Here is a 24,392-nt window from a genome sequence, read left to right as displayed (position 1 = left end):
AGACTCAAAATCTTCACGGGGAGAGAAACGATGTCCATAAAAACAACAACTCGCGCCACTCTGCTGGTAGGATCGCTTCTGATTGGGGCGAGTTCTGCACTTGCGGAAACAGTTCTACACCGCGGCAATGCCGGGGAACCGCAGACGCTCGATCAGGCGCAGACCTCCATCAACATCGAAGCCTTTATCCTGAAAGACCTTTATGAAGGTCTCACCATTTACGATGCCGCCGGCAAGATCGTTCCCGGTACGGCGGAAAGCTGGACACTGTCTGAGGATGGCACCGTCTACACGTTCAAACTGCGTGCAGATGCGAAGTGGTCGGATGGCACACCGGTAACGGCCGGAGATTTTGTGTTCTCCTACCAGCGCGTCGAAGACCCAAAGACCGCCGCAAAATATGCAAATATCCTTTACCCGATCAAGAACGCCGAAAAGATCAACAAGGGCGATGTTCCGGTTGACCAGCTTGGCGTCAAGGCGGTGGATGACAAGACGCTTGAGATCACACTCGAGCGCCCGACACCTTTCTTCCTTGAACTCCTTTCTCACCAGGCGGCTCTGCCAATCTCCAAGGCAAGCTACGAAAAGAATGGCACCGACTTCGTAAAGCCCGGCGTCATGGTCTCGAACGGCGCCTATAAACTCGAAGCGCATGTTCCCAATGACAGCTTGACGGTCGTCAAGAACACCAGTTTCTGGGATGCATCCAACACCAAGATCGACAAGGTCATCTTCTACCCGATCGACGATCAGGCCGCATCCGTTCGTCGTTTCGAAGCAAAGGAAATGGACCTCGCCTACAACTTTTCCGCAGATCAGATCGACCGTCTGCGCAAGGCCTATGGCGAACAGGTTCACGTTTCGCCGACGCTTGCCACCTATTACTACACCTTTGATACCCGCGAAGCGCCTTATAACGATGTCCGTGTCCGCCAGGCGTTCTCCATGGCAGTGGACCGCGATTTCCTCGCCAAGGAAATCTATAGCGGTTCTCAGATTCCGGCCTATTCCATGGTTCCTCCGGGCATGGATTCTTACAAAGAGCCGGCAAAGGCCGACTTTGCCACGCTGTCTCAGCTTGATCGTGAAGACGAAGCCCTCAAGCTCATGAAGGACGCTGGTTACGGTGAGGGCGGCAAGCCGCTTTCCATCGAAATCCGTTACAACACCAACCCGAACCATGAACGCGTCGCGACGGCTATCGCTGATATGTGGAAGAACACTTTCGGCGCGAAGGTGTCGCTGGTGAACCTCGACGTCGCCTCGCACTATGGTTACCTTCAGGAAGGCGGCAAATTCAACGTGGCGCGTGCCGGTTGGGTTGCCGACTATGCGGATGCCGAAAACTTCCTCGCGCTTTCGGTATCTTCCAACAAGACCTTCAACTATTCCAAGTTCAACAACGCCGAATATGACGCGCTGATGCAGAAGTCCTACGACGAGAAGGATCCTGCCGCTCGCTCCAAGCTCCTGCATGAGGCAGAGACCATCCTCATGAAGGAACAGCCGGTTGTTCCGCTTCTGACGCAGGCCGATCTCTGGCTGGTTTCCAACCGCGTCAAGGGTTGGGTCGACAATGCTGCCAACGCACACCTCAGCCGCTTCCTGAGCGTTTCCGAATAAGCAGCGTCGGCACGGTGGCTCACACCACCGTGCCATGCCGGAGCCCGAAAAAGCATGATCTCGTTTATCCTGCGCCGTTTGGCGAGTGCGGTGCCGACGTTGTTTATCGTCGTCACGATTTCGTTCTTCCTGATGCGTTTCGCACCGGGTGGTCCGTTCAATCTTGAACGTCCCCTGCCGCCGCAGACGATGGAAAACCTGATGAGAACCTATCATCTGGATGAACCATTGTGGCGCCAGTATCTCATCTATCTCGGCAATGCCGTCACCGGCGATTTCGGTCCGAGCTACGTCTACAAGGATAATACCGTCGCGCAATTGATCGGCAAGGGTCTGCCTTATTCGCTGGAACTCGGCAGCTATGCTCTTTTGCTGGCGCTGGTCGGCGGCGTTCTTGCCGGGACGCTGGCCGCGCTCAGGCAGAACAGTGCCTTCGATTTCTCGATCATGTCGATTTCGACCGTTGGCGTTACCGTGCCGAACTTCGTTGTCGCACCGGTTCTCACGCTTGTCTTTGCCGTCATACTCGGGCTTCTGCCCGCCGGCAGCTGGGGCGACGGATCGCTGCGATATCTCATCCTTCCGATGATCGCGCTCGCTTTGCCGCAGCTTGCGGTTATCGCGCGCCTGACACGCGGCGCGATGATTGAGGCTTTGCGAATGGACCACATCCGCACCGCCAAGGCTTACGGTCTTCCGGCGCGCAACGTGGTGGTATTCCACGCCATGCGCGCAGCGATGCTTCCGGTCGTTTCCTATCTGGCTCCCTGCGCCGCAGCACTGCTGACGGGTTCAGCAGTCATCGAGACGATCTTCACTATTCCGGGTGTCGGCCGCTACTTCGTTCTTGGTGCGATCAATCGTGACTATACCTTGGTGATGGGAACCGTCGTTCTCGTCGCCATTTTTGTCATCCTGTTCAATCTCGTGGTCGATATTCTCTACGGCCTGCTGGATCCGAGGGTCAGACATGACTGATATCCCCGGCAATATTGCCCCTCAACCATTGGTAAAAAGCCGAAGCCTGTTCCAGCTGGCAGCCCTGCGTTTCAAACGAAACAAGGCCGCCATGGCAGGTTCCGTCATGCTGCTGCTGATCACGCTTTTCTCGTTCATCGGCCCGCATTTCCTCACGCACACCTACGATCAGGTGTTTTCGTCCTATGTCTCCGTCCCGCCGAGCCTTGAGCCGCGCCCGGATGTGAACAACTTGCAAGACGTGATGGAGGGCGTTGCCAGCCGGGCGCGCGTCGAGCTGAAAGAATTTTCAGTCGAAGGGCAGACCTTCACGGCAACCGTCACCTCCAGCGGCCCGATCGACCCCCGCACGACACGCTATTTCGACCGCGCCAACGAATTCGAAAACACGAAGGTCGTTGCCACCGAAGATGAGGGTCGAACGCTGAAGCTGGAAGGCGACGTCAACCGTGAGTACTTCTTCTTCGGCACGGATTCCAACGGTCGCGACATGCTGGCGCGCGTGATGCTGGGTGGGCAAATCTCAATCGCCGTCGGCGTTCTCGCCGGCCTCGTTTCGCTCGGAATCGGCGTGCTTTACGGCGCAACTGCGGGGTATATCGGTGGGCGTGTCGATAATGTGATGATGCGTTTCGTCGAAATTCTCTATTCGCTGCCCTTCGTCTTTCTGGTGGTCGTGCTGGTGGTGTTTTTCGGCCGCAGCTTCATCCTGATCTTCCTGGTCATCGGTGCGGTGGAATGGCTGGACATGGCGCGTATCGTCCGCGGTCAGACGCTTGCCCTGAAACGGCGGGAATTTGTGGGCGCCGCACAGGCCTTGGGTTTGAGCGACTGGCAGATCATCCGCCGTCACATCATTCCGAATACGATCGGGCCCGTCGTCGTGTTCGTCACGGTCGTCGTACCGAAAGTCATTCTTCTGGAAAGCTTCCTCTCCTTCCTCGGTCTTGGCGTGCAGGCGCCGCTGACGAGCTGGGGTGCGCTGATTTCCGAAGGTGCCAACAATATCCAATCCGCCCCCTGGCTACTGATATTCCCGGCGATCTTCTTCGTACTGACCCTATTTTCGCTGAATTTCGTGGGTGACGGGTTGCGTGATGCACTCGATCCCAAGGATCGTTGACATGAATACGACATCTGAAACCATTCTCACCGTCCGTAATCTCAAGGTCGATTTCACAACGCCGGACGGCACGGTGAAAGCCGTCAAGGGCATCGATCTTGACGTCAAGCAGGGTGAAACGCTTGCCGTTGTCGGAGAATCCGGTTCCGGCAAAAGCCAGACCATGATGGCCATCATGGGGCTGCTGGCATCCAACGGCGTTATTGAAGGCTCGGCAAAATATCGCGGACGCGAGCTGATCGGTCTGCCGGTCGGCGAGCTGAACGATATTCGAGGTGCGAAAATCACTATGATTTTCCAGGAGCCGATGACCTCGCTCGATCCTCTCTACCGGATCGGCGCGCAAATCGCCGAACCTATCCTGCACCACAGGGGCGGCAGTAAAAAAGAGGCGCGCGCCCGCGTTCTCGAACTGCTGAAGCTCGTGGGAATTCCCGAGCCGGAGCGGCGCATAGACAGCTATCCCCACGAACTTTCCGGTGGCCAGCGCCAGCGCGTCATGATCGCCATGGCTCTCGCGAATGAACCGGATATTCTGATTGCGGATGAGCCGACCACTGCGCTGGACGTGACGATCCAGGCGCAAATCCTCGACCTCCTGAAGTCGTTGCAACAACGCTTCGGCATGGCCATCGTCCTGATCACGCATGATCTTGGCGTGGTCCGCCATTTTGCCAATCGTGTGGCTGTCATGCGCCGTGGTGAGATTGTCGAGTCCGGTACGACGGAAGATATCTTCGATCGCCCGCAGGCGGATTACACCAGGATGCTTCTCGACGCCGAACCCAAGGGACACAAGCCGGCAATTAGTACAGAGGCGCCGGTCGTGCTCTCCGGCCAGGGCGTGACGATCGATTATACAATTCCTGGTGGCTTCTTGTCGAAGTCTCGCAGGTTCCGAGCCGTAGACGGCGTCAATGTCAACCTTCACCAGGGACAGACCATAGGCATCGTCGGTGAGTCCGGATCAGGCAAGTCCACGCTCGGTCGTGCGCTTCTGCGTCTAATTGTGGCAGATGGCCGTATTTTCTTCGATGGAAGGGAAATTACCGGACTTGATCGGAAGGCAATGCGGCCATTGCGGCGGCGTCTGCAGCTTGTGTTCCAGGACCCCTATGGCTCGCTTTCGCCAAGACAGACGGTCGGAGAGATCATCACGGAAGGCCTGTTTGTGCATGAGCAACGGCTGAGCCGAGCGGAACGGGACAAGCGGGCAATAGAAGCACTGAAAGAAGTCGGTCTCGATCCCGCCGCTCGCAACCGTTACCCTCATGAGTTCTCGGGCGGACAACGTCAGCGTATCGCAATCGCCCGCGCGATCATCCTCAAACCGGATGTCGTCATTCTCGACGAACCCACATCCGCACTGGACCGATCCGTTCAGGGACAAGTTATCGATCTGCTGCGTGATTTGCAGAAGACGCATGGCCTTTCCTACATCTTCATCAGCCACGACCTTTCTGTCATCAAGGCGATTTCGGACTACGTCATCGTCATGAGAAACGGGAAGATTGTGGAGGAAGGAGAAACGGATGTGATATTCAACAATCCGACGGCTGAATATACCGAAACACTCATCAAATCTGCTTTTTCAGTGGAGGCGGCACCATAGATTATCGCACGGCCGTGGCAGGCCTTCTCTGGCCCTGCGCCGCGATTTCCGCGACGATTCTATACGCACGCTTCCGGTTTTCATCGACGCTAGTTGAGGCGTTGACTGGTTCTGGCATCAAACAGGTGGATCGATGCCAGATCCGGCTGAACCTGGATGGTCGCGCCCGGCTGCGCTTGTACGCGCTCGCGGAAGACACCGATGACCTGGTGATCGCCGATCATCATTGTGACCTGCGTTTCCGACCCCATCGGCTCCACCAATAAAACGGTTGCGGCGAGGCCATGGTTGACCAGTTCGAAATGTTCCGGGCGGATGCCGTAGATCGCTTCGCCTGTGGCATGGCTGGGCGGGAGGGGCAGGACGACGCCGTCAGCCTCGAAACCATCGGCGGTCAATCGCCCATTGATGAAATTCATTGCCGGGGAACCGATGAAACCGGCGACGAAGGGATTGGCGGGCCGGTCATAAAGCTCGAGCGGCGCTCCGCATTGCTCGACCCGTCCGGCATTCATCACCACGATCTTGTCGGCCATGGTCATGGCTTCCACCTGATCATGCGTGACATAAACGGTCGATGGTGGCGAATGCGCCGTAGCTTTTCTTTACGGATCTAAGGGTAACGGGTGCCATATGGGTCGGGCTTTCATTCACTCCAGCTTCCGCGCGGCCCGTCACCATTAAACAGTCTTTCCGGGATATTTCGCTTAGGGCCAGATGAAACATGACTATCCATGTCACCGGAGTGTGCGAGCCGGATGCAATTCATGAAAGCCGGAAAAGTTCAGAGACAGAGAGCGGTCTAAAAGCCGGTTACGGGCAACAATAAATTACAAAATCTTCATTGCAGGTCACTCATTCCGAAGCTTAGATTTTATCGGGGGAGAAATGAGAGAGCAATGTCGAACCTGGGTGGCCTCATATCCCTTTTTGTCTTCGCGATAAGCATTTTCGCCTTCTATCGATGGATGTCGGATGACATCGGCACGGAGAACAGGAAGTCGGAATCGAGATGGTGAGTTTTTCGGTCCCCACAGATACCGCGGTGTCCGAGATAAGAAACCGGGTGGCAAAAATCATCGGCGAGCAGCTCGGAATAGCTGATGATAAAATCGTCGATACAGCTAATTTTTCCGAAGATCTGAATGCGGATTCGCTTGAGGTCGTTCAGATCGTCATGGAGATCGAAGAGGAATTTGGCATAGAAATTCCCGATGCTGCCGCAGACAGTCTTTCCACTGTCGGTGATGCCATTCGCTTCATTCAGTTGGCGACGACCTAGTCGATCTGGAAAGGGCGCGTTTGATATGGCGATAATCAATCCATTCATGCACTTTCTTCCCGCCGTTGTCGGCGCCTATGTCCTCTATAAATTCATCCTCTATTTGCTCGGCGCCGATTAGGCGCCGGCCATCGCTTCCGTGCCTTGCGGCTGAACCGAAATAAATTTCACAGCATAAAATAAAATTCAAAGGTATTGACGGCCGCTCCGTTTCCGGCTATCCCAATTCACATGAAATAAATTACATCGAATAAAATTTATTGCGGACTAAGTCATTGTCCTTGGGAGGGGAGTATGTTGGCTTTTCTGAAATCGACCGCTGCCGCGGGTGTTTTAGCCGTGGCGATTGCCGGTGGGGCCGGTTCGCAGGCCACCGCTGCTGCGGGCAAATTTGCCTGCGAGCCGGGTGAGACCTATGTGATGAACGTCATGGTTTCCAGCCACCCTTATTGGGTGCCGGTCTTCGAGGGGTTCAAGCAGGCCGCAAAGGCGCTCGGCTGCGAGGCCGTTTTCACCGGCACCCCGGAATATGACATCACCAAGCAGATCGCATCTTTCGAGCAGGAACTGGTGAAGAAGCCGAAGGGCATTCTGCTGCATCCGATGCAGGCCGATCCCTTTATCGAACCGATCAACAAGGCGATCGGCTCCGGCGTTTCGGTGACGACTTTTGCGGCGGATTCCCCGAAGTCGAAACGCACCGCCTATATCACTTCGGACAATGTTGCCGAGGCGAAATTTGCGGCGGATGAAATCGTCAAGAAACTTGGCGAAAAAGGCGAATATGCCGTTCTGGAAAATCCGGGACAGAGCAATCACGATCTGCGCGTCACCGCTCTCATCGACTATATGGGGCGCACCTATCCGCAGATGAAGCTGGTCGGTCGCCAGGCGACCAATCAGGATTCGAACCTTGCCTACCAGGCCGTTGGCGCATTGTTGCAGGCCAATCCCAATCTGGGTGCCCTGTGGATTCCCGAAGCCGGTTCGGCCGAAGGCGCGACAGCTGCGGTCCTTGAGGCGAAGAAGAAGGTCCTGATCCTGCATGCGGATATCACCCCGGCCACGCTGGAGCATATCAAGCAGGGCAATATCTACATGTCCATCAACCCCAATCAGGGTGTGCAGGGCTTCATGGGTTTCATGAACACGTTTCTGGGCGCCCATTCGGACCTTATCGACCCGTTCAACGACTACAAGGTTTCCGGCTTCAATCCGATGCAGGTTCCTTCGATGGACAATGGTTTCGCTGTCATCACCAAGGCGAACGCCGCTTCCTTCGATCTCAACGACTATATGAAGGGGCGCTGACGCGTCGCTCTGGACCCGGCGGGGTTTGCACCTCGCCGGCCACAAGGGGAAGCAGGTTCGGGAGGGCGTTATGGGTGAGGTCATCCTCAGCATGACGAATATTCACAAGGCGTTCGGCCCCGTGCGGGCGCTGCGCAATGCGGCACTCGAGTTGCGGCGCGGCGAAATCCATGCGCTGGCGGGTGAAAACGGCGCTGGCAAATCGACACTGATGCATATCATCGACGGTATTCTGCAGCCGGATGGTGGGGAAATCGTGCTGGATGGCAAACCGGTCAAGATATCCTCGCCCAATGCGGCGAACCGGCTCGGCATCGGTTTCGTGCATCAGGAGATCGCGCTCTGCCCGGAGATTTCCGTCGCCGAGAACATGTTTATGTCGCAGACGGGGCAGAGCCGCTCCTGGTTCATGAACTATCGCGATCTCGAAAAGCGGGCGGCAATTGTGCTGCGGGAAATCGGTGATATCGATCCCGCCCGCCGGGCCGGAGACCTGTCGATTTCGCAACAGCAGATCGTCGAAATCGCCAAGGCGCTGACACTCGATTGCCGCATCCTGATCCTCGACGAGCCGACGGCGGCGCTGACCGAAACCGAAGCCCAGACCCTTTTCAGGATCATGCACCGGCTGGCGGACCGGGGCATTGCCATCGTTTATATCTCGCATCGTATGGCGGAGATTTTCGAACATTGCGACCGCATCACGGTGATGCGCGACGGCTGCCATATCAGGACGGAGAATATTGCCGATATTTCCCCGGAAGAGGTCGTCAACAGCATGGTGGGACGGGTGCTCGACAAGCTCTACCCGCCAAAGCTTTCGGAGGATGAAAAATCGGATGACGTCATTCTCTCTGTGCGAGGCCTGAACGAAGGAAAGCGGGTTTTCGATGTCGATTTCGATCTGCGCCGCGGCGAAATCCTGGGGCTTGCCGGGCTGATCGGTGCGGGAAGAAGCGAGATCGCCCGGGCGGTCTGCCGGCTGGAGGGGAAGCCGAGAGGCGAGGTTACGCTGCGCGGCCGGCCGCTGAGGCTCAAGGATTATCGTGACAGCATCCGCGAGGGGCTGGTCTATCTGTCCGAGGATCGCAAGGGGGACGGGCTTTTCCTCAACATGTCCATCGCCTCGAATGTCTCTGCACTCGATATCGGCAGGGTATCGAACGGCATGGGCTTCATCGAACGGCGCAAGGAAATGAAGCGTGCCGATGAGCTGGGACGCCGGCTGAAATTGCGGGCGAACAGCATCGGCGATGCGGTATCGACCCTGAGCGGCGGTAACCAGCAGAAGGTGGCGCTGGCGAAGATGCTCTCGGTGGAGCCGGAGGTCATCTTTCTGGATGAGCCGACACGCGGGGTGGATGTGGGCGCGAAGGCGGAAATCCATCGCCAGATCCGGAAACTGGCGCGTGAGGGGGTCGGTGTGGTCGTCATATCCTCGGAACTGCCGGAACTTATCGGCGTCAGCGACCGCGTGCTGGTCGTGCGCGAGGGGCGGATTACGGGTGAGGTCGAGGGCGACGACATGACGGAGGAAAAGATCATGCAGCTCGCATCGATCAATATTGTGCATAGCCCGGAAAGGGCCTGAGGGAGCGGGAAAATGGCAACATCGGAAACACCTTCGGGCATAGCTGAGACGGCGGTTCGCCGCACCACCTGGTGGGAGCCGGCGCTCAAGGCGCGGGAAACCGGGCTGATCGTCATCATCCTCGCGCTTTTTGCGGTGATGTCCTTCATATCTCCGTATTTCCTGACCGTGGACAATCTGCGGGCCATGGCCATGGTCTTCGCCATCGAAAGCATCGTCGTGGTGGGCATGACGATCCTGCTGATCTCTGGCGGCATCGATCTTTCGGTCGGCTCCGTCACCGCACTTGCGATGGTGGCGGCTGGCTGGCTCTTCCTCAATGGCGTCGATCCATGGGTGGCGGCGGGGCTGGCGATCTGCCTTACGACCTTGATCGGCATGGCCATGGGATTCCTGACGACGGTGATCGGGCTGCATCATTTCATCGTGTCGCTGGGTGTCATGGTGATTGCGCGCGGTGTGTGCCTGCTGGCGACGGGCGGGCGGCCGCTTGGGCTCTATTCCCTGCCGCCGGAATTCAAGTTCATCGGTCAGGGCGCGCTTGGCGGCATTCCGCTGGTGCTGATTATCTTCGCGGTGGTGGTTGTCGTTTTCGATCTGCTGCTGCGACGCACGACCGCCTTCCGCAAGGTGTTCTATACCGGCAGCAATCCGAAGGCCGCGGCCTATTCCGGTATCCGCGTCGGCCGGGTAGTGTTTGCCACCACCACGCTTTGTTCGATGTTGTGCGGTGTTGCAGGCGTTATCTATATGGCCCGTTTCGGCTCTGCCCAGCCAAGCTTCGGCGTCGGCATGGAACTTAACGTGATTGCGGCGGCGGTCATCGGCGGCGCGAGCCTTTCGGGCGGCTCGGGCACCATTCTCGGCGCGATCCTTGGGGCGATCCTTCTTTCGGTGCTTTCCAGTTCGCTTGCCTTGCTCAATGTGTCTGTCTACTGGCAGGACATCATCAAGGGCAGCATATTGCTGACTGCGGTCCTGTTCGACCACTATCTGGTCAGGCGCCGCCGTTGAGCGCCCTTCGCTCGCCCGAGGGTAACTGGAGAAATACGACCATGCTGGATATCAAGGACGATTTCGATCAACAGAGGCAGATGTATTCCGTCCTGGTGCTGCATTTCATCGAGGGTGTGAAGCAGTCGGAAATCGCCGAGCGGCTCAATCTTTCCCACACCAAGGTGAACCGCATGATTGCGGCCGGCCGCAAGGCGGGCATGGTGAAGATCACCATCGCCAGCCCCTATCAGAGGCTGGTAGACCTCGAAAACGAGATTACCCGCCGTTTCGGCCTCAGGCAATCGGTGGTGACGCCGACGGTCTCCGATAATCCGGAAACCGCCTTGCAGATGGTGGGTCGGGTGGCCGCCAACCATTTGCTGGAGACCATTCGTGACGGCGATGTGATCGCGATTACCGGCGGCAAGGCGGTGAGTGCCGTTGTCGACAATCTGGAGGCGGAGCGTCGTTTCGATGTGCGGGTGGTGCCGCTGACCGGCGGTGTGCAGGGCAAGCACTATACGGATGTCAATCATCTCGCCACGCAACTGGCGGAGAAGCTCGGCGGCAGCGCATCGCTCGTTCATGCGCCGCTGTTTGCCGAGGATGAGGAACAGCGCGATCTGCTGATGAATGTCGCATCGATCCGCGAGGTCTTCGATCTGGCCCGGCAGGCGCAGGTGGCGCTGGTCGGCATCGGCTCCGTGGAGGCTCCGGGCTCCGGCTATTACGATCTTCTGCCGGATGCGGCCCGTGGCGGGCAGGCGCTGGTGGATGCGGGCATTGCCGGCGAGTTTCTCGCCCATCTCACCATGGCGGACGGGCAGCTGGCGCGTATCGATCTCAACTCGCGCGTGGTGGCGCTGGACCCCGGGCAGCTCGCCCGGTGCCCGAATATCATCGGTGTGGCGGCAGGCGCCATCAAGGCCGGACCGGTGGCGGCCACGCTTGCCGGCCGCTATCTGACCTCGCTCGTCGTGGACGAGGCGATAGCCGGCTATTTACTGGATCACGAAGGAGGGGAAACCGCGTGACGGACAATGCAATAGTGACCCGGACGATCGGCAGAAGCGGCATCGGCGCATCCGCCGTGGGGCTCGGCACCTGGGCCATAGGCGGCTGGATGTGGGGCGGCACCGACGAGCGGCAATCCATCGCCGCCATCCAGGCCTCCATCGATGCAGGTATTTCCCTGATCGACACCGCACCGGCCTATGGCATGGGGCTTGCGGAAACCATCGTTGGCAAGGCAATTGCCGGCAGGCGCGAGAAGGTGGTGCTGGTTACCAAATGCGGGCTGGTCTGGCATGTGAATGAGGGTGCTTATTTCTTCCATCAGGATGGCAAGCCCGTTCATCGTTATCTCGGTCCTGCCTCTATCCGTTTCGAGGTCGAAGAAAGTCTGAAACGGCTCGGAACCGACTACATCGATCACTACGTGACCCATTGGCAGGACGCCACGACGCCTATTGCCGAAACGGTCGGGGCTTTGGTGCGGCTGAAAGAGGAGGGGAAGATCCGCTCCATCGGCGCAAGTAACGTCTCGCCCGGCGATCTTGAGGCTTATATCGCCACCGGCGCGCTGGATGCCATTCAGGAAGAATATTCCATGGTGAAGCGCGATATCGAGACGACGCTGCTGCCGCTTTGCCGAAAGAACGATGTCTCGGTTCTCAGCTATTCGTCGCTGGCGCTCGGTCTCCTCTCGGGCAAGGTCGGGCCTGAACGGGTCTTTGCGGACGACGACCAGCGCCACGGCAACCCGCGCTTCAGCCAGGCGAACCGTCAGAAAATCGCGCGATTGATGGGCGTGCTGGAACCGGTGGCGGCCGCCCACGGGGCTTCGGTCGCGCAGGTGGTGATCGCCTGGACGATTGCCCAGCCGGGCATAACATTCTCGCTCTGCGGCGCGCGCGATCCGGCTCAGGCGGTCGAAAACGCCGCGGCTGCACATCTTCGCCTCACGGAGAGTGAGCTGGCGCTCATCAGCGCCGGTGTCGCGGAGCATCTTGTGGGGCTCGATACCTGATTATGTAGGCTGAGACGGGACTTCAGGCGAACAGCGCATCATTTTCGTCCCGTCTCTCACGTCGCTTTAAACGGTCAACAACATTGGGACGCTGGTCATCCGCCAGCGAACGGTATTTCTATGCCCAATTTTCGCGAGGACGCTCTGCGCCGCATCCGGCTCGATGGTGATTTCGATGCCGTCGTGATCGGCGGCGGCATCAACGGAATTGCCGCCTATCGCGATCTCGCCTTGCAGGGGCTGCGGGTGCTGCTGGTGGAGCGCAACGATTTCTCCTCCGGTTGCAGCGCCGCACCCTCACGCATGATCCATGGTGGCCTGCGTTATCTCGAAAACGGTGAATTCGGCCTCGTGGCAGAATCGCTGCGGGAGCGGGATGCGCTTCTGAGGCTCGCGCCGCATATGGTTCGTCCGCTGCCGACCACGATCCCGATCTTTTCGACTTTCAGCGGCCTGTTCAACGCGGCGGCAACCTTTGCCGGTTCCGGCGGAAAACCCGCAAGCCGTGGCGCTCTCGCCATCAAGGCGGGTCTGATGCTCTATGATTTCGTCACCCGCAAAAACCGTATCCTGCCCCGTCATGCGTTTCGCGGTGCGTCCGGGACTTTGCAGCATTGGCCGGATCTGACGCCGGAAATCAGATATTCGGCCACCTATTACGATGCGTGGATAAGCCAGCCCGAACGGCTTGCACTGGAGCTTCTGATCGACACCCATGCCGATGCGCCGCAAAGCGTTGCGCTCAACTATGCGGAGCTTGTCCGTCTCGGCGACGCGTATCGTCTTCGGCTGGAGGGCATGGATGAAGCCCTGCCTATCCGCCCAAGGATCATTGTTAATGCGACCGGTGCATGGATCGACGAGACGATTGGCACGCTGGCTGCACCCCCGGCGGCGGAGACAGCAAAACCGACCGTCTCCGGAACCAAGGGATCGCATCTGATCATTGCCAACGAGGCGCTTTTGAAGGCCCTGAACGGCCATATGATCTTCTTCGAGAATGACGATAATCGCGTCTGTATCCTCTTTCCCTATCTCGGCCGGGTTCTCGCAGGCTCGACCGATATCAAGGTGGATCGTCCCGAGCGGGTGCGCTGCGAGCCCGAGGAACGGGATTATATTCTGGATGCGATCCGGCAGGTCTTTCCGCAGATTGCCATTACCCATTCCGACATCGTTTTCAGTTTCAGCGGCATCCGTCCGCTGCCGCGCAGCGATGCCGCCTTTACCGGAAGAATTTCCCGCAGCCATTTCATCCATCGCGTTGCGGGCGATCCGCCGCAGCTCTGCATGATCGGCGGCAAGTGGACCACTTTCAGGGCTTTTGGCGAGCAGGTGACCGACGAGGTTCTGGCCTTTCTTGGACGCCGGCGGCTGACCGGCACCATGGACCGCCCGATCGGCGGCGGCAGGAATTTTCCAACCGGTGCCAGCAGCCTGCCCGCCTTGCTGTCGGAGGAATTTTCGATTGCCGGAGACCGGGCGGAGCATCTGGCTCTGGCTTACGGCTCCCGTGCCTTCGATCTGATGGGCTTTTGCCGGGGCCGTGCGGATGATGTGCGGCTTTCGGAAAAATCGCCGATCACGGCCGCGGAGGTGGTCTGGCTGATCCGCTTCGAACACGTGCGCCACCTGACCGATCTCGCCCTGCGGCGCACGACGCTCGCCATCACCGGCGTCATCGATGCCGATCTGATCGACGAGATCCTCGCCGTTACGGCCCGCGAGCTTGGCTGGCCGGCCACCCAGGCGGCGGCGGAACGGCAGCGGCTTATCCATGAGCTGGAGACTTTTTATGGAGTCACGCCGGCAATGCTTCAACACAGATGCAAGGAGAATGCATGATGATGCGGATTTCGAAAAAGGCGCGCATGAACCGGCTGTTCCGCAATGGCGGTTGCCTGGATGTGGCCATCGATCACGGTGTTTGCAACGAGCCGAGCTTCCTCATCGGGCTGGAGGATATGGCGCAGACCGTGAACAGGCTGGTCGAGGCCGGTCCCGATGCCATACAGATGGCCTATGGTCAGGCGGATCTGCTGCAGCAGAGGCCGGAGCGCGACAAGCCGGCCCTCGTCATGCGTATCGACATGGGCAACCCTTACAATTCCACGCGCCACAGAACCATGTGGTCGCAGCTCCAGAACCATCACGATCCGATCATCGGTGCGCTGGAAATGGACGCCGCCTGCGTCGTCGTGAACCTGTTCATGCTGCCGGATGAGCCGGAGCTGTTTCGTCAATGCGTCGAAAACATCAGCCGTGTGCGGGCAGATTGCCATCGTTTCGGTATGCCGTTGATGATCGAGCCGCTGGTGATGCTGCCCAATGATGTGCGCGGCGGTTATCAGGTGGATGGCGACGCCGAAAAGATCGTCACGCTGGTGCGTCTTGCCTCGGAAATGGGAGCCGATATCATCAAGGCCGATCCGACCAGCGATCCGCGCGATTTTCACAAGGTGATCGAAGCCGCGCGGTGCCCGGTGCTGGTGCGGGGCGGGGGGCGTGAGGACTTGCGTAACGTGCTTACGAAATCGGCGGCTCTGGTGACCGAAGGTGCGAACGGGATGGTCTATGGGCGAAATATTTACCAGCACGACAATCCCAAGGCCGTCGTTGCGGCGTTGATGGCCATCATCCATCAGGGGGCGGGTGGCGAGGAAGCATGGGATATCTATAATCGTGGCTGATAAAAATCACATATTGGGTCTCGATGTCGGCAACACGGTCATCAAGGCCGTGCTGTTCGACACGGAAGGCCGGCAGGTTGCGCAACACGCCATCGACGGACAGTCGACATTTCCTGAGCCCGGCTATGTCGTGCGCGATCTCGAGGAATTGTGGCGGAACGGCTGCGAGGCGATCCGCCAGCTTCTGGTGAAATCGTCCGTCGATCCCCGCAGCATCCTGGCAGTGGGCTGCGCCGGCCACGGCAATGGCCTCTATCTTCTGGACAAGGACCGGCAGCCCCTGATCGGCATCCAGTCGCTCGACAGCCGTGCTGCCGATGTGGCGGCCGAGCTTGACCGGAAAAGCGGAACGCAATTGCAGGCCCGTTGCCTGCAGCGGCCATGGCCTGCGCAAACACCCAGCCTTCTGGCTTGGGTGAAGCGACATGCACCCGATCTTTATGCCCGGACCGGCACGGTCCTGTTCTGCAAGGATTTTGTCAATTTCCGCCTGACGGGGTGCCTTGCCAATGATATTTCCGATCTCAGCGGCGCTGGGCTACTAGCCTTGCCGGAAGCGCGGCTCGACCGCGAGCTTCTGTCGCTTTACGATCTTGAGGACGCGTTCGCGTTTTTCCCCCGTTGCGTGGAATCGGCTGACATCGTCGGCCAGGTGACGGGCGAGGCTGCGGCTATGACGGGCCTGTCCGAAGGCACACCCGTGATCGGCGGTTTCTTCGATGTGGTCTCCAGCGCCATGGGGTCCGGGGTCATCAATGCCGGGGAAGCTTCCATCATCGCCGGCACCTGGAGCATCAACCAGGTTTTCGCGGACAAGCCGGTCATCAGTCCCGATGTCTTCATGGTCACCACCTTCGGCCGTGACCGTTATGTCAATATCGAATCCAGCGCCACCTCCGCCGCCAACCTCGAATGGTACGTGCACCGCGTTCGCGGCGATCATGGCGACCACGCCTTCGAGCGATGCAACGAATTGGTCGGCTCCGTCTCACCCCGCGCCGACGATCCGTTCTTCCATCCGTTCATTTTCGGCTCGCGGCTGGGTGCGGAATTTCGCGGCGGCTTTTACGGCCTCGCGGGATGGCACGGCGAAGGTCACATGTTGCGGGCCCTGTTCGAAGGGGTGTGTTTCGAACATCGCCGCCATATCGGCGTTCTGCGCGAAGCGGGACTGCCGGTGGAAAGCGCCGTGATGTCCGGCGGCGGTTCCCGCAGCCAGCATTGGCCGCAGATCATGGCGGATGTTCTGGAAATTCCGCTACGTGTCGCGGAAGCCCGCGAGACGGGCGCGCTCGGCGCGGCCATTGGTGCGGCCGTGGCGATTGGGCTTTATCCTGATTATGAGGAGGCGGTTGCGGCGATGACACGGGTTGCGAATGCTTACCGGCCCGATGCTGCGCAAGTCTCGCATTATCGGCGGCGCTACGGTCTCTATGCAGAATTGACCGCGCAGTTGCGTGGCTTCTGGAACGCTTTGCGGTTACCGCAATAGTCTTCGGTTTCTGCAGGGCGCAATCGCGCGTCCGCATCGAGCAGAGCCCCTGCGCGGAGCAAAAGTATCTGTGCAGGGGTGAATATATCGCGCAATATTTTGTATATACTTCAATATTGCAACTTTATAAAGTATTGATGTTTTGATATGGCGCTTGAAAAATAGAATTGAAAGTAAATTTTAAACATAATTTCTTAAGCTCACCCTCCAGCCCGGTCGTCAACAGTTGCGCATGCACCCGTAACTCTCGCCACCGTTGCAGCATAATTTTTGGGGGATGGGACATGCTTTTTAAATCGACAACGGGTCGGAATATTTTTGCGGTCGCCGCATGCGGGGTCTTTGCGACGATCGCGGCCTCGGCCGTGCTGTTTTATCGGTCCATTGAGGATACCAGGGCCAACAATCTCGAACGTATGCGGCAGATCGCCCATAGCGAAGCCCTGGCGACCGAAAAGAATATCGGCGGCACAATCCATATCGTCAACAGCCTCGTCTCGGTTCTGGAATCGATGAAACAGTCAGGCGATGCCGACCGTGGTAAGGCCGATCAGATCATTCACCAGATGCTGGCCAATAACCCCGACATTCTTGGCCTATGGACCGGATGGGAGCCAAATGCGTTTGACGGCAAGGATGCGGAATTCGCCAACAGGGAAGGGCATGACGCGACCGGCCGGTACATACCCTATTGGGTGCGCAGCGGCGGCAAAATAAGCAATACCGCTTTGACGGACTATGCCAACCGCAGGTCCGGGCGATTATTATCAATTGCCCTTCACCCTGAAGAAAACGGTCGTCGTCGAGCCCTATTCCTATGCAATCGACGGCAAGGAAGTCCTGATTACCTCGATTGCCAAGCCGGTTATGATCGATGGCAAGCCTCAGGGCGTTGCCGGCCTCGACCTGTCGCTCGATGAAACAAGCAAGGCGCTTTCGGCGGTGCGGCCCATGGGAACGGGTTTCGTCAGCCTAGTCAGTGGCGGCGGCAAGATCATCAGTCATCCGGATGCGACGATCATGGGAAAAAGCCTCGCGGACGGCGGTGCGAAGACCGCCGGTTGGGACCAGCTGATTGCAAATCCCGGTGCGGAGCGCGAGATCACCGCACAGGATGGAACGGCGTCCTTCGCCATCGCCTTGCCGGTCATGCTTACCCAGGACATGAAATGGTACGCAATCATCTCGGTGCCGGAAGAAACGGTGTTTGCGCAGCTGCATGCCATGATGCGTGACGCCGCTTTGACCATAGTGACGGCCACCGTCCTGCTGGCGCTGGCGGGATGGTTCATCGCGCGGCGGTTCATCGGGCGCATCGCAAACATCATCGATGAGACCGCCCAGATTGCACAGGGAAATCTTCATCTGACACTGAAGGATATCGGGACAAGGGACGAAATCGGCGATCTTGCCCGCTCTCTCGATGTTCTGCGCGAAAACAATCGGCAGAAGGCCTCACTGGAACAGCAGGCCGAGAGCAACCGCACGCTTGGCGAAGAAGAGCGTGCGGCGCGGGAACGCAGGGCTGCCGATGAGGCGGGCAGCATCCGTTTTGCCGTCGACAGCCTGGCTTATGCGCTGGCGAAGCTCGCTGACGGCGACCTAGCCTGCCGTATCGACAATCCCTTTGTCGAGCAGCTCGACGCGGTGCGTGGCGATTTCAACGGCTCGGCCGGGAAATTGCAGGACGCGCTTCTGCGGGTATCGGAAAATGCCTCCGGCATCGACGCCGGCGCCAATGAAATCAAGGCAGCGTCCGATGATCTGGCGCGGCGAACGGAGCAGCAGGCGGCGGCCGTTGAAGAGACCGCTGCGGCCCTTGAAGAGATTACGACAACGGTAAAAGACGCCGCCAAACGTGCGCATGAGGCGGGCCGGCTGGTTTCCCGCACGCGCATCGGCGCGGAACGGTCTGGTGAAGTCGTGCGTCAGGCCGTGATGGCGATGGAGCGGATCGAGAAATCGTCGAACGAAATTTCCAGCATCATCGGCGTGATCGATGAGATCGCCTTCCAGACGAATTTGCTGGCGCTGAATGCCGGGGTGGAAGCGGCGCGTGCCGGTGAGGCGGGCAAGGGTTTTGCGGTGGTGGCGCAGGAAGTGCGGGAGCTTGCCCAACGCTCCGCCGCTGCGGCGAAGGAAATCAAGTCGCTGATCACCAAGTCGAACCAGCAGGTCGAAGAGGGCGTACATCTTGTCGGCGATACAGGCAAGGCGCTCGATGTCATCGTTGCCGAAGTGCAGGAGATCAACCAGCACGTCGCCGCGATCGTGGAATCCGCGCAGGAACAGTCATCCGGCCTCCAGCAGATCAACGTCGCCGTTAACCAGATGGATCAGGACACGCAGAAAAATGCCGCGATGGTCGAGGAGATGACCGCCGCAAGCCACACGCTGGCAACGGAGGTCGATGCGCTGAACCGGCTGCTCGGCCAGTTCGAACTCGGTCAGGGAACAGGTGTCCATCGGAGTTCTCTAAAGGCGGCCTGACTGGGCGCCCTGAGCAGCCGTGTCCATCAGCGCCGATGGGCACGGCGGGGAAATGGAAGATGGACTTTGTCTGCAAATTGAGCATCTTATTTCCTGCAAGCAAGTAATGGGATGATCAACAGCAGATGGATATCAGGCGCCTGAAATCGTTTATCACGATTGTCGACATGGGTAGCATAACCAGAGCGGCCGATGTGTTGCATATTGCCCAGCCGGCGCTCAGCCAGCAACTGGCAAGCATCGAGGAGCATTTCCGTCAGAAACTGCTGACCCGAAGCCAGCAGGGCGTGGTCATGACCGATGCCGGCAAGGTTGTCTATAGGCATGCGCAGGTCATTTTGCGGCAGATGGAGCAGGCGCAGGCGGAGGCTCTGGAAGCCGGCGCTGTGCTTTCCGGCAAGGTGTCGGTGGGCCTTGCGCCCTTCAGCAGCGCCGCCACGCTTTCGCTGCGTCTGATGGAGGAAACCAAGCGGCTTCATCCCGGCATTCTGCTGCACATCACGGAAAGCGTCAGCCAGCCCTATAGCCAGATGATCATGAACGGCCGTCTGGAAATGGGTTTGATCCACGGCGTCGGGCCGATCCGGGGCGTCAAGTTCACGCCGCTGTTCCGTGAGGAATTCGTTCTCGTCGTGCATCGCAGCTTCGGCGTGGAACCGGGCGATGCGCCGATCACGGTCGCCGATCTGGCGTTTTTGCCTTTCCTTCTGCCGCCGACCTATAATTTCGTGCGCCGCGCCATCAATCTCGCCTTCACTCGCAGCCGCAAGGATTTGATCGTGATGGCGGAGCTGGAATCGGTAAGGACCATCGCGCGCGGCGTGGATGCCGGGCTTGGCGCGACCATAACGCCCAAGGCCATTGCCGACCGCATCGTCGCAGAATCCAATGAGGACATCGTCGTGAGGCAGATCGCGAGCCCGATGATCGAGGAAACGCTGTCCTTCTGCGTATCGGACAATACGCCGCTCTCCGAGCCCGCGCTTGCCGTGAAGGAGATATTGCTGCAACTGGCCGAGACCCTGAAATAAAAGGGTTCGGCCGGCTCTAAAGCCATGCGCAGCAGCGTTTCCCGGTGCCGCGCATGGAAAAGATCAAAGCATTGCTTCCTTGCGGCAGTTCACCAGCAATTCTGCCACCGAAAGGTTGTTCGGCAGGCGAAGCAGGGTTTCGACCATTTCGGCAAGATCGTCCGGCTGGGTCATATCCTCGCGGCTGACTTCCGTTTCGCCGACCGTCATATCGGTTGCGATATAGCCAGGGCAAAGCGCGGTGGCGCGCACGCCGCTGTCCCACAATTCCTGCCGGATGCCGTGGGTGAGGGCGACAACGGCGAATTTCGTCATGGCATAACCCACATTTGACCCCACGCGGCGTCCCGCCAGCGAAGCGACATTGATAACCCTGCCCTGTCCGGTTTTTACGAGATGGGGAATGGCGGCGCGGGTTACCCTCAGCGGACCCTTGACGTTGATACGCCACATCTGGTCGAGGCTTTCTTCGCCCGCATCCATGACCCGGACCTTGGGGTTGATGCCGGCGCAATTCACCAGCCCGTCGATCCGGCCATATCTGGCGGCAACGGCGTCAACCCAGGCCTCCGCCGAGCCAGCCTCTTCCGCATCGTAGCGATCGGCCGAAAGCCGGTCCTTCACCGCAACGGCGGCCGGATTTCGCGCTCCCGCCGCCACCGTGAAACCGGCTTCGTGAAGCCTTTTGGCGATCGCAAGGCCGAGACCCCGCGATGCGCCGGAAACCATGATGACACGGCCACTTCCTCCCAACATGCTGTTCTCCCTATTTCATTCCATTGCAGAATTCGGCGATGCGGGCGCAGCCTTCGGCAAGGTTTTCCATGCTGGTGGCATAGGAAAGCCGGAAGAAGGGGCTGAGGCCATAGGCTGCGCCCTGCACTGTCGCAACGTGATGTTCGGCGAGAAGCGCCATGACGAAATCGGTATCGTTCTCGATCTTCGTGCCGCCCTTCGTCGTCTTGCCGATCAGCGCGGCAATATTCGGGAAGATATAGAAGGCGCCTTCCGGCTTGTGGCAGCGAAGCCCCTCGATTTCCGAAAGCTTGCCGAGCACGAAATCGCGGCGCGTCTTGTAGATGTCGGCGCGCTCCTTCAGCAGATCCTGCGGGCCGTCGAGAACCGCGACGGCGGCAGCCTGTACGATGGTCGCGACACCGCCGCTGTTCTGGGTATTGACGTTGCTGATGGCCTTGATGAGATCCTTCGGGCCGCCGCAGAAGCCGAGACGCCAGCCGGTCATGGCATAGGCTTTCGATGCGCCGTTGACGGTCAGGACCCGGTCATAGAGGCGGGGTTCGACTTCGGCGATGGTGCAGAATTCGAAGTCGTCATAGATCAGGTGCTCATACATGTCGTCGGTCATGATCCAGACATGTGGATGCCGCAGCATGACCTCGGCGATTTCCTTCATTTCCGCGCGGGAGCAGGCGGCACCCGTGGGGTTGTTGGGGAAGTTGAAAAGCAGCCACTTGGTCTTCGGGGTAATCGCGGCTTCGAGATCTTCGGCGCGCAGGCGGAAACCGTTATTCTCCGGGCAAACCACCGGCACGGGCACGCCGCCCGCGAACTTCACGATATCGGCATAGCTGATCCACGACGGCGCGGGAATGACGACTTCATCGCCCGGGTCACAGGTGGCCATGATGGCGTTGAAGATGATCTGCTTGCCGCCGCCCGCCACCAGAATCTGGCTCGGATCGTAATCGAGATTATTGTCGCGCTTGAACTTCCGCTGGATCGCGGCCCGTAGCGCCGGCGTTCCGTCGGCGGGCGGATATTTCGTGTCGCCGGCAAGGGCCGCGGCATGCGCTGCCTCGACCGCGTGGGCAGGGGTCGGGAAATCCGGCTCGCCGGATGACAGGCTGATGACCTTGATGCCCTGAGCGGCGAGATCGCGCGCTTTCTGGGTCATGGCGAGCGAAGCTGACACGGTGACGTTGTTAAGGCGTTGGGCGATGGTGGGCATGGATTATTTCCGATTGTAACGGTGAAGACAGGCATCGTCGCGACGCCAGTGCATGACAAAGAGGTTACGAGAATTTTCGGCCGTTTCCCCAATACGACTTCGATGTGAGGTCATACGGGATTTTGATGCATCGCCGCCAAGATGGGGTGGGCAGTCCATATGCGTATGCGATGACCTCAGAGGAATAAAATATTATGCAGCCCGTCGGCTTAGCCCCTAAGCTTGGCGCAACAACAAGGGAACGACGCGTCGGGCAATGTTACCCAGAGAGGTAACCGGCGCGAAAATGCAGAAATATGCGACAGGCGCCGGCAAAAGACCGGATGCCTCGACAGGGAGCACACCCAGCAAATTCTAGTCATAGGGTCTGGACGATCTCGTTCGGCTCAAAGCGATGCCTCGTGCCGTATTCAACGCGACGGGAGTATAGATGTCGGATATTGCGATCATGGAACCACATGCCCCGCCACGCCGCGGAGTTTCCGGCTGGAAGGCCCTCGAGCGTCGGCTGTTTTCGCCCGGCATCCTCATCCTGCCGCTGCTGATCTTTCTGCTGATCTTTTTCTTCTGGCCGGCGGTTCGGCTGATGAGCTTCAGCGTCATGACCCAGAATTCGCAGGGGCTGATCGGCTCCCCCTTCACGCTTGCCCATTATGTCAGGTTTTTCGAGGTTGATCTTTACCAGAAGGTGCTCTGGGCGACGATCCGCATCAGCCTGATCACCTCGGTTCTTGCGGCGATACTGGCCTATCCGGTCGCGACCGTTCTCGTGCGCGGCAATATCGTCACGACCCGTATCATCACGCTGATCGTGATTGCGCCGCTGGCCGTCAGCGTCGTGGTGCGCGCCTATGGCTGGCAGCTCATTCTCGGCAACGGTCCGACCGGCCTTCTGAACTACGTATTGATGAATCTTGGCATCATAGACAGTCCGATGACGCTGCTGTTTTCGGATGCCGCCGTCATTATCGGCTCCCTGCACATTTTCTTCCCGATGATGGTGCTGCCGCTGTCCTCCGCGCTTGGCAAGATCGATCCGAACCTGCAGCAGGCCGCCCGCACGCTCGGCGCGCCGGCATGGAAAGTTTTCCTGCGGATCACCTTCCCGCTCAGCCTTCCCGGTCTGCTAGCGGGTTTCACGTTGGTGTTTTCGCTCGCTTCCGCATCCTACGTCATTCCCGCTCTGATCGGCGGTCCCGGCTCGCAGATGCTTGGCAACATGGTCGAACAGCAGGTTCTCGCGGTCTATGACTGGCCGTTCGGCGCCACCATCGCCACCATCCTCGTTTTCATCGTCATTCTGATCAACGCCGTCTCGATGCGGCTGCTCGGCGGGCGTCGTATCAAGGCAAGCGCGTCATGAACAACAAGCTGACCGGCACTTCCGCCATCGTCCTTTACGCGATCACCGCCGCCATGATGGTCTTCATCCTGGCCCCCATCGTTCTCGTCGTCGCCATCTCGTTTTCCGACAGTTATTTCGTCACCTTCCCGCCACAGGGTTTCACCTTCCGCTGGTATGCGGCGGTAATGCAGAACGAGGAATTTACCGCTGGCCTCACCTTCAGTGCGGCGCTGGCGGTGGCGACCACCATCCTTTCACTGGCGCTCGGCGTTCCGGCAGCCTTCGCACTCTCCCGCGGAAAATTCATCGGCCGCTCGTTGATGAAGGGACTGCTGCTTTCGCCGCTGATCTTTCCCGTGCTGGTGACCGGCCTGGCATTGCTGCAGCTTTTCTCCGGCTATGGCTGGATGGATACCAAGCTGAAGCTTCTCATCGCCCACACCGTCGTGACGTCGCCCTATGTGATCCGCACGGTGCTGACCAGCCTTCAGCTCGTCAATGTCAGCCTTGAGGAAGCGGCGCGCACGCTTGGCGCCACGCGCTGGAAAACCTTCACGCGGGTGATCTTTCCGCAGATCGCGCCCGGCGTCGCCTCCGGCTCGATCTTCTGCTTCATGGTTTCTTTCGACAATTATCCCGTTTCGATGTGGCTGGCGGATTCCGCGAACCTGCCGGTGCCCATCGTTCTTTATCGCCAGATCGGCACGGTCTTTGATCCTTCGGTCGCGACCATGTCCACCATCATCATTCTTCTGGCGGTGACCGTCGTGCTCGTCCTCGACAGGCTGGTGGGTCTGCGCCGGGCAATGGCTATGTAAATCAACAAC

The 24,392-nt window shown here is 58.9% G+C and carries 18 protein-coding genes and 2 pseudogenes; 17 read left to right on the top strand and 3 right to left on the bottom strand.

What is annotated here, in order from left to right; all coding sequences use genetic code 11:
* The first annotated feature begins 30 nt into the window (after positions 1 to 30).
* Genes PH605_RS17650 through PH605_RS17635 form a run of 4 tightly spaced genes read left to right on the top strand, consistent with a single transcriptional unit; the run spans position 31 to position 5,339 of the window.
* Positions 31 to 1,626, top strand: a complete 1,596-nt coding sequence (locus tag PH605_RS17650) for a peptide ABC transporter substrate-binding protein (protein WP_142845570.1) — start codon at positions 31 to 33, stop codon at positions 1,624 to 1,626.
* 54 nt (positions 1,627 to 1,680) lie between these two features.
* Positions 1,681 to 2,604: an oligopeptide ABC transporter permease OppB gene (gene oppB, locus PH605_RS17645; RefSeq protein WP_035265000.1), complete on the top strand. Its 924-nt coding sequence runs from the start codon at positions 1,681 to 1,683 to the stop codon at positions 2,602 to 2,604.
* Complete coding sequence (locus PH605_RS17640; protein ID WP_271040153.1) at positions 2,597 to 3,727, top strand: ABC transporter permease; 1,131 nt, start codon at positions 2,597 to 2,599, stop codon at positions 3,725 to 3,727. Before oppB ends, PH605_RS17640 begins: the two co-directional genes overlap by 8 nt.
* Before the next feature lies 1 nt (position 3,728).
* Complete coding sequence (locus PH605_RS17635; RefSeq protein ID WP_161987939.1) at positions 3,729 to 5,339, top strand: ABC transporter ATP-binding protein; 1,611 nt, start codon at positions 3,729 to 3,731, stop codon at positions 5,337 to 5,339.
* Between the two features lie 89 nt (positions 5,340 to 5,428).
* Here the strand turns inward: PH605_RS17635 and PH605_RS17630 are convergent.
* Positions 5,429 to 5,917, bottom strand: a pseudogene (locus tag PH605_RS17630) (ABC transporter ATP-binding protein); the annotation flags it as partial.
* A 467-nt stretch (positions 5,918 to 6,384) separates the two neighbouring features.
* On the opposite strand from PH605_RS17630, the gene PH605_RS17625 reads away from it, so the two are divergent.
* The 11 genes and pseudogenes from PH605_RS17625 (at position 6,385) to PH605_RS17575 (ending at position 20,251) form a co-directional block, all read left to right on the top strand.
* Complete coding sequence (locus PH605_RS17625) at positions 6,385 to 6,621, top strand: acyl carrier protein (protein ID WP_142845602.1); 237 nt, start codon at positions 6,385 to 6,387, stop codon at positions 6,619 to 6,621.
* A gap of 294 nt (positions 6,622 to 6,915) precedes the next feature.
* Positions 6,916 to 7,932 (top strand): substrate-binding domain-containing protein, encoded by a 1,017-nt coding sequence (locus PH605_RS17620; protein ID WP_065656645.1) that lies wholly within the window; start codon positions 6,916 to 6,918, stop codon positions 7,930 to 7,932.
* Between the two features lie 70 nt (positions 7,933 to 8,002).
* Positions 8,003 to 9,523, top strand: coding sequence for a sugar ABC transporter ATP-binding protein (locus PH605_RS17615; protein WP_142845568.1), 1,521 nt, complete (start codon positions 8,003 to 8,005; stop codon positions 9,521 to 9,523).
* A 12-nt stretch (positions 9,524 to 9,535) separates the two neighbouring features.
* Positions 9,536 to 10,537: an ABC transporter permease gene (locus PH605_RS17610; RefSeq protein WP_142845567.1), complete on the top strand. Its 1,002-nt coding sequence runs from the start codon at positions 9,536 to 9,538 to the stop codon at positions 10,535 to 10,537.
* A gap of 41 nt (positions 10,538 to 10,578) precedes the next feature.
* Positions 10,579 to 11,553, top strand: coding sequence for a sugar-binding transcriptional regulator (locus tag PH605_RS17605; RefSeq protein ID WP_059757988.1), 975 nt, complete (start codon positions 10,579 to 10,581; stop codon positions 11,551 to 11,553).
* On the top strand, positions 11,550 to 12,548 hold the full coding sequence (locus PH605_RS17600; RefSeq protein ID WP_142845566.1) for an aldo/keto reductase: 999 nt from the start codon (positions 11,550 to 11,552) through the stop codon (positions 12,546 to 12,548). The genes PH605_RS17605 and PH605_RS17600 overlap by 4 nt, the downstream gene beginning before the upstream one ends.
* A gap of 120 nt (positions 12,549 to 12,668) precedes the next feature.
* Positions 12,669 to 14,393 (top strand): glycerol-3-phosphate dehydrogenase/oxidase, encoded by a 1,725-nt coding sequence (locus PH605_RS17595; protein ID WP_142845565.1) that lies wholly within the window; start codon positions 12,669 to 12,671, stop codon positions 14,391 to 14,393.
* A gap of 2 nt (positions 14,394 to 14,395) precedes the next feature.
* On the top strand, positions 14,396 to 15,238 hold the full coding sequence (locus PH605_RS17590) for a class I fructose-bisphosphate aldolase (RefSeq protein WP_142845600.1): 843 nt from the start codon (positions 14,396 to 14,398) through the stop codon (positions 15,236 to 15,238).
* Positions 15,231 to 16,730, top strand: a complete 1,500-nt coding sequence (locus tag PH605_RS17585) for an FGGY-family carbohydrate kinase (protein ID WP_161987938.1) — start codon at positions 15,231 to 15,233, stop codon at positions 16,728 to 16,730. Before PH605_RS17590 ends, PH605_RS17585 begins: the two co-directional genes overlap by 8 nt.
* 284 nt (positions 16,731 to 17,014) lie before the next feature.
* A pseudogene (locus PH605_RS17580) lies at positions 17,015 to 19,220 on the top strand (methyl-accepting chemotaxis protein).
* A 125-nt stretch (positions 19,221 to 19,345) separates the two neighbouring features.
* Positions 19,346 to 20,251 carry a LysR substrate-binding domain-containing protein gene (locus PH605_RS17575; protein ID WP_078052164.1) on the top strand — a complete coding sequence of 302 codons (906 nt, stop codon included), beginning with the start codon at positions 19,346 to 19,348 and terminating at the stop codon, positions 20,249 to 20,251.
* A gap of 63 nt (positions 20,252 to 20,314) precedes the next feature.
* Here the strand turns inward: PH605_RS17575 and PH605_RS17570 are convergent, their stop codons facing one another.
* Together PH605_RS17570 and PH605_RS17565 are read right to left on the bottom strand one after the other, a co-directional pair.
* Positions 20,315 to 21,007 carry an SDR family NAD(P)-dependent oxidoreductase gene (locus PH605_RS17570; RefSeq protein WP_125145055.1) on the bottom strand — a complete coding sequence of 231 codons (693 nt, stop codon included), beginning with the start codon at positions 21,005 to 21,007 and terminating at the stop codon, positions 20,315 to 20,317.
* 10 nt (positions 21,008 to 21,017) lie between these two features.
* Positions 21,018 to 22,220: a pyridoxal phosphate-dependent aminotransferase gene (locus PH605_RS17565; RefSeq protein WP_078052162.1), complete on the bottom strand. Its 1,203-nt coding sequence runs from the start codon at positions 22,218 to 22,220 to the stop codon at positions 21,018 to 21,020.
* A gap of 448 nt (positions 22,221 to 22,668) precedes the next feature.
* On the opposite strand from PH605_RS17565, the gene PH605_RS17560 reads away from it, so the two are divergent.
* Both PH605_RS17560 and PH605_RS17555 read left to right on the top strand, forming a co-directional pair.
* A complete protein-coding gene (locus PH605_RS17560) occupies positions 22,669 to 23,583 on the top strand; it encodes an ABC transporter permease (RefSeq protein WP_237680932.1) in 915 nt (304 codons plus the stop codon).
* Positions 23,580 to 24,383, top strand: coding sequence for an ABC transporter permease (locus tag PH605_RS17555; RefSeq protein WP_003519698.1), 804 nt, complete (start codon positions 23,580 to 23,582; stop codon positions 24,381 to 24,383). The genes PH605_RS17560 and PH605_RS17555 overlap by 4 nt, the downstream gene beginning before the upstream one ends.
* Positions 24,384 to 24,392 lie beyond the last annotated feature (9 nt).

Origin of the sequence: Agrobacterium sp. CFBP 3001 (assembly GCF_027871605.1) — a bacterium.
GTDB classification, from domain to species: domain Bacteria; phylum Pseudomonadota; class Alphaproteobacteria; order Rhizobiales; family Rhizobiaceae; genus Agrobacterium; species Agrobacterium leguminum.
The sequence above is the reverse complement of the archived record's forward strand: the minus strand, read 5'-3'. Positions and strand labels throughout refer to the sequence as shown.